Genomic DNA, 12,913 nt, shown 5'->3' with positions numbered 1-12,913 from the left:
ATTTACTACCTCTCAGCCATCTGAGAATCAGATGCTACTAACTCTTTATCGCTATGCGAAAACTGCTTCGCGATACCCACCATTTTCTGTACTTGACGAAAAACCATAAAACAGCCGCCAATCGGTAAGGCGTAGGTTTGCCATTTACTAGAAATGCCGAGTGTAATTAGTTCAAAAAACGCGGTACGTTGAACGTGCTGATAACCAAGATAGATAATGGCGAAAATCGATAGAAGAACAGCAAACTCAAGTGAAAGAATTAAAGCAATACGCGCTTTTTCAGGTAACTTGTCAGAGAAAAAAGTAATGTTGACGTGCGCACCGCGTTTGATTGCCATAGAACAGCCAATCATACACATGTACATGAATAGAACCCTTGCGAGTTCCTCACTCCATAGTGAAGGATCGTTTAGCATCCAACGGCTGACAATTTGCCATGTAAGCACCACTAACAAAGAAGCCATTAGCGGTACGGTGATGATCTCTTCTATATTATCGATAATCTTGCGTAACATTTTGAGCTCCATGGCTGGCCGCAAGTGGCCAGCCTAGAAATTAACACTTAAATTCGAGCCTTAATGGGCTCAGGATGCTTACATCGCTGCAAGTTTCTTCACTACAGGCTCACCTAGTTTTTCTTCAAACTCAGTGTATAGAGGCTGCATTGCTTCACGGAACGGTGCTAGATCTGGGTAAGTTACGGTTACACCTTCGGCTTCGAAGAATTCAATCAGCTCAGCTTCTTGTTTCTTAACAAATGCCGTGTGTGCTTCGCCCGCTTTTGCTACCGCTTTATTCACGATTTCACGTTGCTCTTCGCTTAGACCTTGCCAAGTCGTTTCAGAGATGATCACCATTTGGTCGTTAACGATGTGGTTAGTCATCGCCAAGTTCGCCTGAACTTCATAGAACTTCATGGTTTTAATCGCTGGTAATGGGTTTTCTTGACCGTCTACCGCGTTAGTTTGTAGCGCTAGGTAAACTTCAGAGAACGCCATTGGTGTTGGTGACGCGCCAGATAGACGAGCAAAGTTTAGGTTCGCTTTCGCGTTTGGTACGCGTAGTTTTAGACCTTTAAAGTCTTCGATACTGTTTAGAGGACGGTTAGAAGAAGTTTCACGAGTACCATTGTACCAAGTGTCAAGCGCACGCCAGTTAAACTTGGTTAGCATCTCTTCACGTACACCCTTACCGAAGTCTGAGTTAAAAATGGTTTGTAGGTGTTCAAAGTCACGCGCTACGTAAGGAAGCATTACCGCTTCGGCACGTGGGATCCAAAGACCCATACGACCAAACTCTGCATAAGTAATATCAAGGTCACCCATTGATAGTTGCTGTAGCATCGCGCGGTCATCACCTAGCTGTGCACTTGGGTAGATCGCAACTTTCATTTCACCGTTACTAAGTTCTTCAATGGTGTCTGCCAATAGTTTTGCAGAGTTATATTCCACTGAACCCACTGATGGTTGCATACCCATTTTCAACGTAGTCGCAGCTTGAGCGGATACTGATAGTCCTAAAGCAAGCATAGCGAAGGTAATCTTGTTCATGGCTTTCATAGTGTTCCCTTTTTGTTGTTCTCTACCTAGTTTCACGGATTTCAAAAAAATTTTTATTTTGTTTGAAAATTATTTTCGTTATGAATTATTATGGTGGTGAAGATTATTTTCAAACCAACTTTTTTTGAAATGTGATCGCGGACAAAAATTCGCCAGAGATATGTTTTCTACCTGCTTACTCGACGAATTGTGTAAGGCGTTAATTTGCCTTCACTCCGCTATGGAAAGTCTTTTTGAGAGGCCAAGCGTGAGAACAAATAAATTAAATATCAAACAGTTAAAAGAATCACTACAAGGTCAAACTGTCGTATCTATTCAGCCAGTTCCCGGTAGTCCTTTAGAGAAAACCGAGTTTATCGTGGCAATGGCACAAGCAGCAGAGCAAGCAGGAGCAAAAGCGTTACGCATTGAAGGTGTTGATAACGTAAAAGCGGTATCTCAGGCGGTAAATGTACCAATTATTGCCATTGTTAAACGTGATTTAACGGACAGTCCTGTGCGCATTACGCCGTATCTTTGTGATGTTGCTTCCTTAGCTGAAGCAGGCGCGACAATCATCGCTTTTGATGCGACCAATCGAGCTCGTCCTGAAAGCCGTGATGCTATCGCTAAAGCAATCCAAGCGACTGAGTGTTTCGCCATGGCAGACTGCTCAAGCTTTGAAGATGGTCTTTGGGCAAATGAAGTTGGCGTTGAGATTATTGGCTCGACCTTATCTGGATACGTCGGCGGTGAAGAGCCAACAGAACCGGATTTGCAACTGGTCGAACAGTTTTCTAAAGCCGGTTTCTTTACTATGGCGGAAGGACGCTACAACACACCAGAACTTGCCGCGCAAGCCATCGCTCACGGCGCAACCGCAGTCACTGTCGGCTCGGCATTAACTCGACTTGAAGTGATGATCGGGTGGTTTAACGCACAAACTCAAAAGGCAGGAGCACACTAATGTCTACATTGGCGATTGATATCGGCGGTACAAAAATCGCAATCGGGTTGGTAGAGAACGATGCTATTGTCGAGCGTCGCCAATTCCCAACACCAATCGTGCAACAAGCAGAACTGTTTGCGGGCACGATTTTGGAGCACGCAACAGATTGGATGGATAAAGTCAGCCGTATTGGTATTTCCACTACTGGCTTAGTCACAGAGCAAGGGATCTCAGCGGTCAACCCAGATACCCTTGCCTTTCCTGCGCCATTTCCACTCGCTCAAGCTCTGGAGTCATTAACAAATCTACCGGTCGCGATGTTAAACGACGCTCAAGCCGCCGCTTGGTATGAGTACACCAAACTTGGCGCTGATATTCGCAATATGGCGTTTATTACCGTTTCAACTGGTGTGGGTGGCGGCATCATTATTGATGGCAAATTACACAGTGGAGCCAGCGGCTTAGCTGGTCATGTCGGGCACTTTTCTATTGATCCACACGGTCCACATTGTGGCTGTGGTCAAATCGGTTGTGTGGAAGCTATCGCCTCTGGTACGGCAATTAAACGCTTTAGCGATGAGGTTTTTACACCCAATATCAGTAATGTTGAGCTGTTTGAGATCGCCAGCATTAACCCTCAAGCCAACCACATCATCGAGCAAAGCGCTAAAGCCATTGCAACTTTATGCTGCAATTTGAAGGCAACGTTAGATTTAGATATGGTAGTGCTCGGAGGCGGCGTGGGATTAGCCACCTCTTATCTAGATCGAGTGACACAAAAAATATTACAACGTCCAGCCGCGTTTCAAGTCCCCGTTATCGCCGCGCAAGGTGATTACGATGCTTGCTTACTGGGCGCCGCTTTTCAGTTCAACAAGGAAGAATCATGGTAATGAAAGCCATCTCAGCTCCACGAATATTTGATGGAGATAATTATCACCAAGATGCCGCGCTGGTTTGGGAAGATGAGCGTATCCATGCCATTATGCCGATTAACGAACTGCCAGCAGACATCGAACGTCAGCACTATGCCAATAGTCTCATCGCACCGGGTTTTATCGATATTCAAGTTAATGGCGGCGGGGATGTCATGTTTAACAATGACGTTGGTCCTGCCGCAATCGAAACGATTTGCGCCGCGCATCGAACACATGGCACCGCTTACTTGCTACCGACACTGATCAGTTCAACGCCCGAGAGCATCGCCAAAGCGTTAGTCTCAGCCGAACAAGCGGTCAACGACAAGATCGCGGGAATGCTTGGCGTACATATTGAAGGTCCTTGGCTCAATGTCGCTAAAAAAGGCGCGCACAACGCCGAGCTGTTTTATTCGCCGAGCACTGCCGACCTTGACGCTTTCCCTTGGCCAAAGAACGCCAAGGTGTTGGTCACTGCGGCAACAGAGAAGATGTCTCTTGAAGCCCTTAACTACTTGCAGCAAAAAGATGTCATCATCTCTTGTGGTCACAGTAATGCCACCGCTAGTGAATTAACACACGAAAAACTGTCAAAGGTAAACGGCTTTACTCATCTGTTTAATGCCATGTCACCCTTTGAAGGTCGCGAGCCGGGCGTGGTAGGAACGGCACTTAACAGCGACCATGCTTGGTGCTCAATCATCACTGATGGCATACACGTGCATCCACAAAGTTTTTTGCTTGCCCACAAAGCTAAACCGCAAGGTAAACTCCTGATTGTGACTGACGCAATGGCAACCGTTGGCAGTAAAACCAATCGCTTTGAGCTCGATGGTCAAATCATCGAAGTTATCGATAATATGCTAGTGAACGCTGAAGGCAGTCTAGCTGGCGCGCATATTGGCATGGATGAGTCTGTCGCCAATGTGATTGCCTGGGGTATTGCTGAGCAAGAAGCACTGAAAATGGCGTCGAGCTACCCAGCCCAAGCGATGCAAATCGATAACTTAGGTAAACTGCAACAAGGCTTTAGAGCCGCTGCCACTGTGTTAGATGACAACTATCGCTCGCAGGCGGTACTGGTCGACGGTCAGCTTTTTTAACTCCTTGGCAATTCAGCCACCTTTGATGGTGGCTGAAGAATACCTATAGCTTGACGTTACCCCAAAACAACGTCATATCTATAGTCACGAAAGTAATACTCTTTATCTCTTGCGGATATCTCTCTTAATACCCGACAAGGGTTACCGACGGCGACTACGTTTGGCGGAATGTCTTTCGTCACGACACTCCCAGCCCCTACCACACTGTTTTCACCGATCGTGACACCGGGAAGCACCACAACATTGGCGCCAATCCAAACATTATCTTCAATCGTGATCGGAATATTAAACTGCGCCACTTTGCGCCTTCTTGCTGGGTCTATGGGGTGACCTGCGGTAGTCAGAACCACATTGGGACCAAACATCACATGGTTACCAATGGTGATGGTGGTATCGTCCACTAAGGTCAAATTGAAATTCGCGTAAAAACTGTCGCCAATATGGGTATGCTTACCCCAATTGGCACGCAGCGGCGGCTCGATATAGCACTCTTTGCCCGCACTACCCAATAGCATACGTAGAAGAGCGTCCCGCTCAGCAAACTGACTAGGGCGACAGTGGTTAAAGTCATACAGGATTTCCAAACACGCTTGCTGTTCGGCGATCAACTTCGAATCATCACAATGGTAGACTTGCTGAGAGTGCATTTTCTGTCGCGTTTCCATAGCTAGCTCTTACTCCATTTGTAAATCAACTGCCAGGTGTTAAATCGCGCCGAGCGCATTAGCTGACAGCAGGGTTGTCTTATCTATACGGTATAGACAATGACGCTCCAGCGGATGTCCTTGCGGCAATTTGGGATGGTCAAAGTCGAGCCTTGTATCAATCATGCCTAACCGCTGCATCACTTTTTGCGAAGGCAGATTATCTTTTGCGGTAAACGCGTAAACATCATCCACGCCTAAAACAAAAAAGGCGTAACGCATCGCTTGATCTGCAGCTTCGGTGGCATAGCCTTTGTGCCAATATTGCTTGGCAATACGCCAACCAATTTCAAGAAATGGCGCTCTGGGGATACCACTTTCGCCATCAATAGTATTGAGCCCAACAAAGCCAATAAACTCACCCGTTGCTTTGATTTCAACAGCCCAAAATCCCCAGCCATGGAGATCGATTAATGCTTGCAACCGGTTAGCTAACTGCTCACTTTCCGCCTCACTCAATGTGGCAGGAAAATATTGCATTACCTCTGGGTCTGCACACATACGTGCAAAATGTTTAAAGTCCGCTTGTTCCCACTGGCGAAGGATAAGCCTTTTGGTCTCTAACATGCTTGCCTCTTCAATTTGTGGTAGATGCCAGCCCAGCGAATGAGATGTGTTAAGCCAGCAACTCGATAATTATTGGGGTGCAAAACTGCCAAGCCAATTAAATGAACGCCTTAAGAAGGTGTCGGCATCTTGCTCAATCATTTCACCGTGCGCCATAACAACTCGCTGTGGCTGCCACGCGAGTATGTGCGCCATATGGGCTTTTGCCTCCGCCTTATTAAATTGGAAGGTGAGTCGCCAATCCAAAGGCATCTTGCCATTTGGCGCTAGAATACCAACCACTTTGGCGATGTTTCTTTGTAAAGGGCTAAAGTGTTGCGGCGCAAAATTTTCAATCAAGTCGGTTACGATTAAAGTGCGAGACGCTTGGTGAAAAAACACACTTTCTTGCATCACTGCAGAGCCAGTAAACAGCAAGTGATCAATGTCATCCTCCCATGGTAGTTGTGATGAGGCAGCTAGACAGTTTTCAAACTTAAGATCTTGTCTTTTTTTGATCACCTGCGCGGTACCATAGGTTAGCGCATCTGGGTATTGCTCTTGCCATTGCTGAATAAATAGGTGATGCAAATGATTTGGCGCCACCAAATAGCCTACCTCCCCTAGCTCATCGATTTGCTGCTGCAGCGAACTAGACAATTCGATTGGACTATGGACCCACAGTCGACCATCACTTAAACGGACAACCGTCATGCGAGTGGAAAATGGAAAGCTTAAAAACGACACATTGCCGCCATTAAATACCCATAGGTTTGAGTCAATTTCGATCATCTGAGCCGCCTTACTGAGAGCCTGTAACATCAATCATACCTATGCTACAAATTAAGTGTTCGAGCATCTGCACACTTTCGGCATTCACCCTAGTGTTCAAGGCGCCATTGATGTTTATCCGCCAACCGATGAAGACGCTCGAGATGTTGGTCAAAGAGTTGCTGTAGCCAAGTGAGTAGATCTAAAGCTATCTCACTTTGTTGCGGCAGATAAGCGTAGTATTGCCACGGGCTGCTGCGCACAGGTGCACAGTTAGGCGTGCGTAAAAAACCGCGCTCAAGCTCTGGCAATACCAACAGTAAGTCGGTCACGGTGGCACCATGCCCGGCTAAACTGGCGCTGATCGCTAAGTCTAGGCTAATAAATGATGTGTCGCGGCTGGGCTTGATGGCAAGACCCTCTTCTTGATTAAGCCATGTATGCCAATCTAAATGGTCGTCAGTTGCATGCAGACGCGGCATTTCAAGAACCTGCTTTATATCCTTTTCACTCTGCTCATCACTTGGCGTGTAGATTGGCGCCATGTATTCGTCACGCAAAAAAGTCGCTTTGGGATGCCCACGATAAAGCTCTGGCTGTCTGGTGTTAATAATCGCCAAGTCACTTTGCTCTGCCGATAAATCCCAATCGCCTTCAATTAAAGGGATAATAACAATCTCATAGTCAGGATAACGTTCATTGAGCTCTCTTACTCTTGGGATCAATATTCGGGTAGCAAAACTAATTGCACTTTTGATCACCAAACGTTTCTTCTCTGGTTGGCTCCATTTCTCCAGCAGCGTTTGCAACTCTAAGTAGTTGTTTCTCAGCACCTGAAATAACGCCATACCTTTTTCCGTCAGCTCAATCGAGCGGTGCTTGCGAATAATCAAAGTGGCATTAACTTCATCCTCTAATGCTTTTACCTGGCGACTCACCGCACTTTGCGTGACGTTAAGCTCATGCGCGGCTTGGGTAAAGCTCAACAAACGCGCGACAGTTTCAAACACTTTCAAACTATTGTGGCTAAACGGCAGATTCGGATACGCTTTCATAATACTTTTAGTATGATTTCAGATCATGCCAGAGTGACATATTAATCATTTGATAGCGAATAAAATTCAGCGTTTAATGAGCGAAAATCACAATACACTTTACAGAAACAAACTTGAGCCATCATGAGAAAAATTCTCTCTTTAGCATTCCCTCTTATCATCTCTCAGCTCATTGCCATGGCGTTGGTTTTGACCGATGTTTGGATGATGTCACGCCTTAGCATTGCCGCGCTCGCTGCGGGTGGGCTCGGTGCATCCATTTTTAGCTTTATCTTTATTGTCGCCAGCAGCACTGTCGGTTGTGTGGCAAACCTTGTCGCCATTGCTTACGGGCAAAGAGTGGCAAGACCTGAGTTTGGCAATCAACAAATTCGCTTTGCCATCAAAGGCGCGGTGTTGTTGACGCTGATTTTGTCGGCTTTGCTTATCAGTTGCTTCTCCTTTGCTCCGCATCTGTTACGCATCGCTCAACAACCTGAAGAGGTTATTGCCCCTGCGATGCAGTATGTCGATGCCTTAAAATGGACCATGCTGCCATCGCTATTGCTACTTATTTTACGCGGCTTAACCAGCGCATTTGGTAACGTTCGCTCTATTTTAGTGATGTCTGTGGCGAACATTGTGCTTAATGTGCCAATTAGCTATGTGCTTGCCTTTACCTTTGAGCTGGGTCTAACGGGCTTAGGTGCGGGTACTGCTCTATCGTCCTTGATAGTAATGATTGGTTATGGCTACTGGGTCTTTAGCCGCAGCCATTTCTCTGAATTTGCACCGTGGAAAAATATTGATGAATATTCGCTACGCTTAACTTTACCGCTGCTAGCGATGGGTTTGCCAATTGGTCTTGCTGCACTACTTGAGCATGGTTTGATCTATGGCGGAACCTTAATGGCAGGTACTGTTGGCGTCGCAGCTCTAGCACTGCATCAGATCTTACTACAATGCCTAAGCTTTACATGGAATATCAACTTTGGCTTTTCGCAAGCTGCTGCAATTTTAGTCGGGCAAGACTTTGGTGCCGAGAACTACTCGGGGATCAAGCAAACCGCAATTCGCAGCTTTGCCATTACCACAGTAATTAGTATTGTGCTTGCGGGCGGGTTTATTCTCTATCCCGAGTTTATCGCCGCAATTTTCAATCTCGATGCTAATCTCACTCAGTTACTTACTTCGGTGCTTTGGGTGGTTGCCCTTGCTTTTATCGTAGATGCTTGGCAGCTTCTCGCGATCAACCTGCTGCGTGGTATGAAAATAGTTATGCTGCCGACCGTGATGACTGCCATTGGTTATTGGACGTTTGGTATTCCTGCCGCATGGCTGCTGCTTGAAAGCTACCAATTAGGCGGCATTTGGGCCGGGATCGGCATCGGACTTGCGGTAACCGGGGTCTTATTGCTTGCTCAGTTGCTGGTTTCAGTACGTAAACATCAACCTGTCACCTGCCTTAACTAATCCATATTTATAGCGAGTCTATCAGACTCGCTTTTTTTGCTTCATAATATCGTCCGTAATACACCAACTGCGGCAACAATGCATAATACCGACCTTGAATTTGAACACTTAATGCTCGAAATCAGTGCCCAGCGCTGGCACATGCTTGAGCGTTTTTTGTTTAGCTATTTCTGTATGCGAGAAAACTATTTATCGAAAGCTGGCGCTCCTGACTGGCAAATCGCGCGTGAACATTGTCCTCGTTCAACACAAGTATCCAGTACGAAACATGCTGAGCTTGAGCCTATCGTGCCGCTCTCTGCAATTATTGGTGAGCTCAAACGTTACGAGCGCGATGGTGAACTCTCACGGCAAACTGTTAAGCGCATTCTTGATAGCTTGCTCCATTACGTGGTGATCAGCAAAGACGAGAAACAGCGACTCAAAGACCGCGCTCTGTATGATGCAATGCCCAAGGAGTGGTATCGCTCTCGCGACAAAGATCCCTACTCTCGACTCGCCAAAGTTTCGATACATATCAGCCTGTAGCACAACGTAATAGTATACTGTTTTGATTAAACTAATAGTTACATGAACTAACACTGATAGCTGTTTCTAAAATGGCGCATTTGCATCATTTTCTTAGATAAACCCCTGATAACATGCGGACATCTTTCGTAATCATTGCTTGGCGACGATTCAATTAACGCCAAGCTAAGTTGTAAAAAAGGTGTCGTATGACTAAACGTTATTTAGATTGTTCCGCTTCTGAAATCGCTCATCTTCAAGGGCAAGACTTACTCGATTCATTACGCATGAGTGAAGGGCGTATTTTAATGGCAGAAACCATTGGTGCGCTGCAACCGATGTTAGTTTCAGTAAGCAATGCCGAACTGGCGGCCAGCCAAAGTGCCGATTTGTTATTGCTTAACCTATTTGACGCTGACCAGCCTGAGATTAACGGCATGCCCACTAACATCGAAGCTGATAATCTACTCAAAGAACTCGCTCGATTTACCGGACGTGCTGTGGGCGTCAACTTAGAAGCGGTAGCACCGGATTATCAACCTAGCCACCAAGATTTCTGGCAAGTCTCACCGGGGCGTTTAGCCACCGGAGAAAACGCACAAAAACTGTATCAAATGGGCGCTCGATTTATCACCATTACCGGTAACCCTGGCAATGGCGTCAGTAATGAGGCGATCTCCAACAGCTTGCGCTCAATCAGACAAGCCGTCGGCAAACAAATGGTTTTGATCGCCGGCAAAATGCATGCAGCCGGAATCCTTCGTTCCGGCAGCGCGAAAATCATTACCAAAGCTGATGTCAAAGAATTTGCCGATAATGGCGTAGACATCGTATTACTGCCCGCTCCCGGCACGATTGCTGGCATCAGCCAAGATTACGTCGCTGAACTCATCGACTACGCCCATGAACTTGGAATTATGACAATGACGGCGATTGGTACATCTCAAGAAGGAGCGAGTGTGGAAACCATCCGTCAAATTGCACTCATGAGCAAGATGGCAGGTGCCGACCTACATCATATTGGTGACACTGGCTGCGCGATTGGTATTGCCGCACCAGAAAACATCCGCGAATATAGCATTGCTATACGTGGTGTGCGCCATACTTATGCACGGATGGCGCGCTCTGTTTGCCGCTAATCATGGTATAAGGCTTGGGAGCATTGTCTCCCAAGTCTAGCGTCTGAAATGAATGTTGGCGTAAAGCTCAACCGTTGCTGGCTCGTACTGCGGATTTTCTAGCAACTTGTTCGACAATCGAAACAACGCCTTCGCCATGGCTTCACTATCTTGTTCGATTGAATCTATCTTAATTGGTAAGCAATCTAGGATGGCGTAATTATCAAAGGTGCCTAAAGAAATCACATCATTCAATAATTGCTGCTCGGACAAATAGCGAAGCACCCCTTCTAACAAAGAGTAAGACGCAGTAAACACCGCTTGTGGCAGGCGACCTAATTGCGCCACGGCTTCTGCCATCAGGTCATAACCTGATTGTGGTTGGTAATCTCGGCTAAAAACCATCGTATCGTTAAACGCGACACCAGCTTGCTCTAGCCCTGCTTGGTAGCCATCTAAACGCTCTTGGCTTGGTGATAAAAGCCATTGCCCGCCAATATAAACACATTCATCAGCCCCTTGAACCATACGAGCCACCAGCTGCTTAGTTGCTGTATAAGCATCAGTTTTGACATTGATAAACTGGCTACGGTGAAATGTGCGGTCAAAGAAAATAACCGGCGTCGAGTTTTTCACGCTATAATAAAACTCTTCACTCGGCATGGCAGATGCCACCAACAATAAATCAACCTGACGTTCAACCAACCCTTTAACCACCAGCTTTTCTAACTCTTGATCATCGTTTGAACAAGCGATCAGAAGTTGGTAGCCACTTTCTCTCAGTAATTTTTCTAATGCTTTGGCGGTGTTGGCAAAACCCATATTAGCAAGATCAGGGATCACCAACCCAATGGTGTAAGTTTTGTTTGATTTAAGCGCACGAGCGTAAACACTTGGCGTGTAATTATGCTGTTTGGCAATACGCTGCACTTTCTCAACCGTTTCTTGGTTAATACGGTGCTTTTCTGCATGCCCGTTTAGCACAAAACTTACGGTAGATTTAGATACCCCAGCCAACGCTGCGATATCAGCAAGTTTCAGTTTTTTCTGACTCATTCTATATCCATATGAGTGTAATTTGGGTTGCGCGCCGTGGATGCCAATCCTACCTGCTTAGCGCATCGCTGTCAGTCAGATTAAGGTTTTCCCTAACGATTCTATGATCGTTAAAGATCGCTTTTGATCACACTTTTTAGCAAATTCCATCACTGAACAAACAAGGTGATTGATTTGCTAAACCGTTTTAGCAATTATATCAGCAAAGCGAAATTTAACCAATTTAAGGTACAAACTATGAGCAAAGTATGGCTAACCGGCGACGCGGTTGTTGACCTGATCCCAGATACAGAATCCACCTATCTAAAATGCCCTGGTGGCGCGCCTGCTAACGTTGCAGTCGCGATCGCTCGCCTAGGTGGTAATGCGGCTTTCTTTGGTCGCGTTGGTCAAGATCCTTTAGGTCGCTTTATGAAGCAAACACTAAGCGATGAAAAGGTAAACACCGACGCTATGCTACTTGATGAGGCTCATCGCACATCAACGGTAATTGTCGACTTAGATGACTCTGGCGAGCGTAGCTTCACTTTTATGGTAAAACCAAGTGCAGACCAATTCTTAGAGCAGGCAGACGTACCAAGTTTTGCTCAAGGTGAATGGCTACACGTATGCTCAATCGCTTTAGCGAATGAGCCAAGTCGCAGTACAACACTTGAAGCAATGCGCTTAATTAAACAAGCCGGTGGTTTTGTGAGCTTCGATCCGAACCTACGTGAAGAAGTGTGGGCAAATCCTGAACAGCTGATCCCAGTGGTGCGCCAAGCGATCGCTTTAGCGGATGTGGTGAAGTTTTCCGACGATGAACTGATGCATCTCACTCAAACCTCTTCTCTAGAACAAGGTTTAGCTGCGCTAAACGAGTTTAACAATACGCTTGTGCTTGTAACTCAAGGCGCGAAAGGTGCACTAGTGATCTTTGATGGCAAGCAAGAGCTAATTTCAGGGCAAGCTGTTAAACCGGTTGATACTACCGGTGCAGGCGATGCTTTCGTAGGTGGCTTGCTGGCAAAACTTGCGCAACATTTAGAGTGGGCAAATGATGACGTGATCCGCCAAGCAGTAAGCTGGGCAAATGGCTGCGGCGCACTCGCCACTACGCAAAAAGGTGCGATGACCGCACTGCCAACCCAAGCAGCACTAAACGAATACATTGCTTAGTATTGAATTCGCATAAAAAAACCTGCCGCTTGGGCAGGT

At 46.4% G+C, this 12,913-nt stretch carries 14 protein-coding genes; 7 read left to right on the top strand and 7 right to left on the bottom strand.

Annotation, left to right across the window (positions count from 1 at the left end; genetic code table 11):
- Positions 1-5 precede the first annotated feature (5 nt).
- Together DPF93_RS00505 and DPF93_RS00500 are read right to left on the bottom strand one after the other, a co-directional pair.
- Positions 6-527 carry a TRAP transporter small permease gene (locus DPF93_RS00505; protein ID WP_114764259.1) on the bottom strand — a complete coding sequence of 174 codons (522 nt, stop codon included), beginning with the start codon at positions 525-527 and terminating at the stop codon, positions 6-8.
- 66 nt (positions 528-593) lie between these two features.
- The gene (locus tag DPF93_RS00500; protein ID WP_114764258.1) at positions 594-1,559 is read right to left on the bottom strand and encodes a sialic acid TRAP transporter substrate-binding protein SiaP; all 966 of its coding nucleotides are present in this window, start codon (positions 1,557-1,559) and stop codon (positions 594-596) included.
- Between the two features lie 220 nt (positions 1,560-1,779).
- Here DPF93_RS00500 and DPF93_RS00495 point away from each other — a divergent pair, with 220 nt between their 5' ends.
- Genes DPF93_RS00495 through nagA form a run of 3 tightly spaced genes read left to right on the top strand, consistent with a single transcriptional unit; the run spans position 1,780 to position 4,507 of the window.
- Positions 1,780-2,505 (top strand): putative N-acetylmannosamine-6-phosphate 2-epimerase, encoded by a 726-nt coding sequence (locus tag DPF93_RS00495; RefSeq protein ID WP_114764257.1) that lies wholly within the window; start codon positions 1,780-1,782, stop codon positions 2,503-2,505.
- Positions 2,505-3,380 carry an N-acetylmannosamine kinase gene (locus DPF93_RS00490; protein ID WP_114764256.1) on the top strand — a complete coding sequence of 292 codons (876 nt, stop codon included), beginning with the start codon at positions 2,505-2,507 and terminating at the stop codon, positions 3,378-3,380. Before DPF93_RS00495 ends, DPF93_RS00490 begins: the two co-directional genes overlap by 1 nt.
- Entirely contained in the window at positions 3,374-4,507 is a 1,134-nt protein-coding gene (gene nagA, locus DPF93_RS00485; RefSeq protein ID WP_114764255.1) for an N-acetylglucosamine-6-phosphate deacetylase, read from the top strand. The genes DPF93_RS00490 and nagA overlap by 7 nt, the downstream gene beginning before the upstream one ends.
- Before the next feature lie 56 nt (positions 4,508-4,563).
- Here nagA and DPF93_RS00480 read toward each other — a convergent pair whose 3' ends face one another.
- From DPF93_RS00480 to DPF93_RS00465, 4 genes are all read right to left on the bottom strand, one after another.
- Positions 4,564-5,172: a sugar O-acetyltransferase gene (locus tag DPF93_RS00480; RefSeq protein WP_114764254.1), complete on the bottom strand. Its 609-nt coding sequence runs from the start codon at positions 5,170-5,172 to the stop codon at positions 4,564-4,566.
- Positions 5,173-5,211: 39 nt separating this feature from the next.
- Positions 5,212-5,778 (bottom strand): GNAT family N-acetyltransferase, encoded by a 567-nt coding sequence (locus DPF93_RS00475; protein ID WP_114764253.1) that lies wholly within the window; start codon positions 5,776-5,778, stop codon positions 5,212-5,214.
- A 69-nt stretch (positions 5,779-5,847) separates the two neighbouring features.
- Positions 5,848-6,549 carry a DUF4336 domain-containing protein gene (locus tag DPF93_RS00470; RefSeq protein ID WP_114764252.1) on the bottom strand — a complete coding sequence of 234 codons (702 nt, stop codon included), beginning with the start codon at positions 6,547-6,549 and terminating at the stop codon, positions 5,848-5,850.
- An 89-nt stretch (positions 6,550-6,638) separates the two neighbouring features.
- Positions 6,639-7,583: a LysR family transcriptional regulator gene (locus DPF93_RS00465; RefSeq protein WP_114764251.1), complete on the bottom strand. Its 945-nt coding sequence runs from the start codon at positions 7,581-7,583 to the stop codon at positions 6,639-6,641.
- A gap of 123 nt (positions 7,584-7,706) precedes the next feature.
- Between DPF93_RS00465 and DPF93_RS00460 the strand changes: the two genes are divergently transcribed.
- The 3 genes from DPF93_RS00460 to DPF93_RS00450 all read left to right on the top strand — a co-directional run bounded on the left by DPF93_RS00460 (position 7,707) and on the right by DPF93_RS00450 (position 10,681).
- Positions 7,707-9,035, top strand: coding sequence for an MATE family efflux transporter (locus tag DPF93_RS00460; RefSeq protein ID WP_114764250.1), 1,329 nt, complete (start codon positions 7,707-7,709; stop codon positions 9,033-9,035).
- 78 nt (positions 9,036-9,113) lie between these two features.
- Positions 9,114-9,563, top strand: coding sequence for a hypothetical protein (locus DPF93_RS00455; RefSeq protein ID WP_114764249.1), 450 nt, complete (start codon positions 9,114-9,116; stop codon positions 9,561-9,563).
- A gap of 188 nt (positions 9,564-9,751) precedes the next feature.
- Entirely contained in the window at positions 9,752-10,681 is a 930-nt protein-coding gene (locus DPF93_RS00450; RefSeq protein ID WP_114764248.1) for a DUF7916 family protein, read from the top strand.
- A 36-nt stretch (positions 10,682-10,717) separates the two neighbouring features.
- Here the strand turns inward: DPF93_RS00450 and DPF93_RS00445 are convergent, their stop codons facing one another.
- Complete coding sequence (locus DPF93_RS00445) at positions 10,718-11,716, bottom strand: LacI family DNA-binding transcriptional regulator (protein ID WP_114764247.1); 999 nt, start codon at positions 11,714-11,716, stop codon at positions 10,718-10,720.
- 237 nt (positions 11,717-11,953) lie between these two features.
- On the opposite strand from DPF93_RS00445, the gene DPF93_RS00440 reads away from it, so the two are divergent.
- Complete coding sequence (locus DPF93_RS00440; protein ID WP_114764552.1) at positions 11,954-12,874, top strand: aminoimidazole riboside kinase; 921 nt, start codon at positions 11,954-11,956, stop codon at positions 12,872-12,874.
- Positions 12,875-12,913 lie beyond the last annotated feature (39 nt).

It is taken from the genome of Vibrio rhodolitus, from assembly GCF_003350325.1.
Classification (GTDB): domain Bacteria; phylum Pseudomonadota; class Gammaproteobacteria; order Enterobacterales; family Vibrionaceae; genus Vibrio; species Vibrio rhodolitus.
Note: the sequence above shows the minus strand (reverse complement) of the source record. Positions and strands in the feature narration are given on the sequence as shown.

What these genes read in the sequence shown, in the direction of transcription:
- DPF93_RS00505 (WP_114764259.1), bottom strand. Translation starts at nt 527, where the DNA reads ATGGAGCTCAAAATGTTACGCAAGATTATCGATAATATAGAAGAGATC.
- DPF93_RS00500 (WP_114764258.1), bottom strand. Translation starts at nt 1,559, where the DNA reads ATGAAAGCCATGAACAAGATTACCTTCGCTATGCTTGCTTTAGGACTA.
- DPF93_RS00495 (WP_114764257.1), top strand. Translation starts at nt 1,780, where the DNA reads ATGGAAAGTCTTTTTGAGAGGCCAAGCGTGAGAACAAATAAATTAAAT.
- DPF93_RS00490 (WP_114764256.1), top strand. Translation starts at nt 2,505, where the DNA reads ATGTCTACATTGGCGATTGATATCGGCGGTACAAAAATCGCAATCGGG.
- nagA (WP_114764255.1), top strand. Translation starts at nt 3,374, where the DNA reads ATGGTAATGAAAGCCATCTCAGCTCCACGAATATTTGATGGAGATAAT.
- DPF93_RS00480 (WP_114764254.1), bottom strand. Translation starts at nt 5,172, where the DNA reads ATGGAAACGCGACAGAAAATGCACTCTCAGCAAGTCTACCATTGTGAT.
- DPF93_RS00475 (WP_114764253.1), bottom strand. Translation starts at nt 5,778, where the DNA reads ATGTTAGAGACCAAAAGGCTTATCCTTCGCCAGTGGGAACAAGCGGAC.
- DPF93_RS00470 (WP_114764252.1), bottom strand. Translation starts at nt 6,549, where the DNA reads ATGATCGAAATTGACTCAAACCTATGGGTATTTAATGGCGGCAATGTG.
- DPF93_RS00465 (WP_114764251.1), bottom strand. Translation starts at nt 7,583, where the DNA reads ATGAAAGCGTATCCGAATCTGCCGTTTAGCCACAATAGTTTGAAAGTG.
- DPF93_RS00460 (WP_114764250.1), top strand. Translation starts at nt 7,707, where the DNA reads ATGAGAAAAATTCTCTCTTTAGCATTCCCTCTTATCATCTCTCAGCTC.
- DPF93_RS00455 (WP_114764249.1), top strand. Translation starts at nt 9,114, where the DNA reads ATGCATAATACCGACCTTGAATTTGAACACTTAATGCTCGAAATCAGT.
- DPF93_RS00450 (WP_114764248.1), top strand. Translation starts at nt 9,752, where the DNA reads ATGACTAAACGTTATTTAGATTGTTCCGCTTCTGAAATCGCTCATCTT.
- DPF93_RS00445 (WP_114764247.1), bottom strand. Translation starts at nt 11,716, where the DNA reads ATGAGTCAGAAAAAACTGAAACTTGCTGATATCGCAGCGTTGGCTGGG.
- DPF93_RS00440 (WP_114764552.1), top strand. Translation starts at nt 11,954, where the DNA reads ATGAGCAAAGTATGGCTAACCGGCGACGCGGTTGTTGACCTGATCCCA.